Source organism: Mesorhizobium sp. M7A.F.Ca.ET.027.03.2.1, from assembly GCF_003999175.1.
Taxonomy (GTDB): Bacteria; Pseudomonadota; Alphaproteobacteria; order Rhizobiales; family Rhizobiaceae; genus Mesorhizobium.
Window position 1 is genome coordinate 1 of sequence record NZ_RZOM01000545.1, and the last position, 4,075, is coordinate 4,075.

The 4,075-nt window shown below is 62.2% G+C and carries 5 protein-coding genes; all 5 read right to left on the reverse strand.

Annotated features, from left to right (window positions below):
- A partial coding sequence (locus EN750_RS21815; protein WP_145967825.1) for an ABC transporter ATP-binding protein occupies nucleotides 1-908 on the reverse strand: 908 nt, incomplete at its 3' end.
- A 106-nt stretch (nucleotides 909-1,014) separates the two neighbouring features.
- A complete protein-coding gene (locus EN750_RS21820; protein ID WP_127397612.1) occupies nucleotides 1,015-2,118 on the reverse strand; it encodes an ABC transporter ATP-binding protein in 1,104 nt (367 codons plus the stop codon).
- Nucleotides 2,115-2,336 (reverse strand): hypothetical protein, encoded by a 222-nt coding sequence (locus EN750_RS21825; protein ID WP_127268335.1) that lies wholly within the window; start codon nucleotides 2,334-2,336, stop codon nucleotides 2,115-2,117. The genes EN750_RS21820 and EN750_RS21825 overlap by 4 nt, the downstream gene beginning before the upstream one ends.
- Nucleotides 2,333-3,292: a carbohydrate ABC transporter permease gene (locus tag EN750_RS21830; RefSeq protein WP_127268334.1), complete on the reverse strand. Its 960-nt coding sequence runs from the start codon at nucleotides 3,290-3,292 to the stop codon at nucleotides 2,333-2,335. Before EN750_RS21830 ends, EN750_RS21825 begins: the two co-directional genes overlap by 4 nt.
- 1 nt (nucleotide 3,293) lies before the next feature.
- The coding region (locus tag EN750_RS21835; RefSeq protein ID WP_145967826.1) for a sugar ABC transporter permease at nucleotides 3,294-4,075 on the reverse strand (782 nt) is incomplete at its 5' end.

Here is a 4,075-nt window from a genome sequence, read left to right on the forward strand (position 1 = left end):
ACGTCGTGAACATGCGCCTCGACCGGCGCGCCGCTCTCGAGATAGACGTCCTCGGGACGAATGCCGAAGACGAGCGGGCGACCGTCGGTCGCCCCGCCCGCTTTGGCTCCCCCCGAAAAAGGCAGTTCGAAGTTCAACGGAGCCATCACCGCGCGGCCGTTCACAAGCTTGCCGTCGATGAGGTTCATCGGCGGCGAGCCGACGAAGCTCGCCACATAGGTATCGCGCGGATTGTTGTAGATCTCGTGCGGCGTGCCGGTCTGAACGATGCGGCCATGGTTGAGCACGCCGACCTTGTCGCCCATCGACATCGCCTCGATCTGGTCGTGGGTGACGAACAGGAAGGTGGCGCCGAGCTGCATCTGCAGGTTCTTCAGTTCAGTCCGCAGCGCCTCGCGCAGCTTGGCGTCGAGCGCAGACAGCGGCTCGTCCATCAGGAACACACGCGGCTTGCGCACGATGGCGCGGCCGATCGAGACGCGCTGCATCTCGCCGCCGGACAGCCGATCCGTCTTGCGGTCGAGCAGGTGCTCGATCCGCAGCGTACGGGCGGCACGGTCGACGCGATCCTTGATCTCGGCGTCGGGCAGCCGGCGAATTTTCGGCTTCAGCGGGAATTCGAGATTTTCGCGCACCGTGTAGCGCGGATAGAGCGAGTATTGCTGCAGCACCAGCGCTACGTCACGCTCGGCCGCACCCCAGTCGGCGACGTCGACGCCGTCGATGAAGACCTGGCCTTCGCTCGGCTTTTCCAGGCCCGCGATAAGCCGCAGCGTCGTCGTCTTGCCGGCGCCCGTCTCGCCCAGCAGCACGAAGAACTCGCCATCGGCAATATCGAGATCGAGCCCGGTGAGCGCAGTGTGGTTGCCGAAAGTCTTCGAGATGTTCTTGAGCTGGATATGGGCCATGTCTATCGTCCCGATCTCTTTTTCGAGGGCGTCTGCCCTCCGCTATAGCTCCGGGCGTTCGATTGTTCGAAAGGCCAAGTCATTGGCCTTTCGTGTCCTTCGGCCATCACAATCTCACTCCCAGCGACTTGCCGCTTGCCGTGTCGAAGAAATGCGCTTGGGCCGGATCGATCCTGGCGAACACCTTCTGGCCGGGACCGGCGACGAAGCCGCTCTTGGTGCGTGCGCGCAGCATCTTTGAGCCGACCTTGAGATCGACAATGTCGAAGGAGCCAAGCGGCTCGACGATCTGCGTCTCGACCGGCAAAAACCCCTCCGTCGCCTCGCGGCGGATGAGAACGCCTTCCGGCCGGATGCCGAGCGCGAGCTGGCCGCCTGCATGGCCGTTGAGCTTCGACAGCAGCGCCCGCGGGAACTCGAAGCCGGCGGGAGCCCCGCCGACCGTCACCGAGACCGAGGACGCCGTCTCGGCGACTGCCGCATCGGCGACGTTCATCACCGGACTGCCGACGAATTGCGCCACGAACAGATTGGCCGGGTGCGAATAGACCTCGTCGGGCGAACCGACCTGCTGCAGCACGCCTTCATGCATGATGACGATGCGGTCGGCGAGGCTCATCGCCTCGATCTGGTCGTGCGTCACATAGATGGTCGTCGACCCCTGCTTGATGTGCAGCCGCTTGATTTCCGCGCGCATCTCCTCGCGCAGCTTGGCGTCGAGCGCGCCGATCGGCTCGTCCATCAGCATGGCCTTCGGCCGCCGCACCAGCGCCCGGCCAATGGCGACGCGCTGCATGTCGCCACCCGAGAGCGCCGATGGCTTCTTGGCCAGCAGATCGGTGATCTGCAGCGTCTTGGCGACGGAGCGAACCTCGCTGTCGATCTCCGTCTTGCTCTTGCGTGTGGCGCGCAAGGGGAAGGCGATGTTCTCGTAGACGCTCATATGCGGATAGAGCGAGAACGACTGGAAGACCATGGCAATGTCGCGGTCGGCGGCCTTTAGATGCTGGATCGGTTTGCCGTCGATGAGGATGTCGCCCTCGTCGATCGTTTCCAGCCCGGCGATGGCCCGCAGCGTCGTCGTCTTGCCGCAGCCCGACTGGCCGAGCAGAACGATGAACTCGTTGTCGGCGATCTTGAGGTTCAGGTCCTTGATGACTTGGACGGCGCCGAAGAATTTCTGGACGCCGCGAAGCTCGATCTGGGTCAATGCTGTGCTCCCGGATTGCGCACCTGGCCGGTGCCGGCCTTTTCCTCAGGCGCGATCTTGGAGGTGACGTTGAAGCCGACCAGCCCGATCAGGATGATGGTCAGGCCATATGTGTGCAACAACAGGTTCCAGGGCTGGCAGAGTGCTATGATGCCGAGCACCATCAGCACCTGCGAACCGGGCTCCAGATATTTCTGGTTGATGGCACGAAAGCTCATTTGCGAATCGCTCCGAAGGACATGCCGCGCAGCAGATGGTTGCGGAGCAGGAACGTGAAGATCGCGACCGGCAGCAGGAACAGAAAGGTTCCGGCGGCGATCACCGTCCAGTCCGGCAGGCCCGAGCCGACCTGGCTCGGGATGAAGGGCGGTGCGGTCTGGGCGCGGCGGTTGGTCATGATCAGTGCGAAGGCATATTCGTTCCACGCGGTGATGAAGCAGAACACCGCGGTGGCGGCGATGCCGGTGGCCGCCTCGGGCAGCACGATCTTGAAGAAGGCCTCCATGCGCGTGTAACCGTCGACCAGGGCCGCCTCTTCATACTCTTTCGGTATCTCATCCATAAAACCCTTCATCAGCCACACCGAGAAGGACAGGTTGAAGGCGGTGTAGAGGATGATCAGGCCCACATGCGTGTCGTTGAGGCCGACCGCCCGGTACATCAGGAACATCGGGATCGCCACCACCACCGGCGGGAGCATGCGTGTCGAAAGGATGAAGAAGAGCAGGTCAGCCTCCCCCTTCACCTTGAAGCGCGAAAAGCCATAGGCGGTGAACGTGCCCATGCCGACCGCCAGCACCGTGGAGGTGATGGCGATGATCAGCGAGTTCATGAAGCGGCTCGGATAGCCGGACCATTGCACCTGGCCCTTGCCGTCGCGCACGATCTTTTCACCGCCGTCGAATACGACGCGCTCCCACCAGGGCGCTGCCGCATACTCTTCCGGCGTCGGCGCGCTGCGCAGTTGCGAGCGCTTGGTGAACAGTTTGACGAAGGGCGATATCTCCGGCTGGAACACCACCGTCGGCGGGATGGTCGTGGCAAGATTGCGCGGCTTGAACGCCGTCGAGGCAATCCAGTAGATCGGCGCGAGGAAGATGATCGTCACCAAAAGGACAACGACGATGGCGACGCGATTGAAGCCGATTTCGGAAGAAGTGCGGACGGCGGCCATCTCAGCGCTCCTTCACCTTGTTGAGGTATTTGACGTAGATGTTGGTGATAGCCAGCACCATGATCAGCACGATGTAGGCAAGCGCGCAGGAGCGCCCGGTCTGCCATTCCTGGAACGCCATCTTGTAGAGCCGGATCGAGATCACCTCGGTGGTTGGCTGGCTGGTCAGGATGTAGGCGAGATCGAAGGTCTTGAACGCCTCCATGGTGCGGAAGATGATCGCGATCATCAGAATCGGCGCGACCAGCGGCAGCGTAATGCGAAAGAAGGTATAGAACGAGCCGGCGCGGTCGATCGCCGCCGCCTCGTAGAGGTGCTTCGGCACTGCCGACAGGCCGGCAAGCGACAGCAGCATGACGAAGGGCGACCACATCCAGATGTCGGTGATGGCAACCGCGTAGAGCGCCATGTCAGGGTTGGACAGCCATTCGAAATTGCCGAGGCCGAGTGCATAGTTGATGACACCCCATGACGGATCATAGAGCAGCTTCCAGAACAGACCGACGACGGCCATCGACAGCATCATCGGCAACAGCAGCAATGTCGTCAGCAGGCCCTTCAGCGGGATATCGCGGTTGAGCAGCAACGCCACGCCAAAGCCGACGATGACCTGACCGACCACGGAGACGATGACATATTTGGCGGTGATGGCGAAATTCGACCAGATGAACGGGTCGTTGAGCAGTTCGCGATAATTCTGCAGTCCGACGAAATTGGCCGCCGCCGGGCTCGACGCGCGAAAGTCGGTGAACGAATAGCCGAGCGAATAGAGCAGTGGAAAGA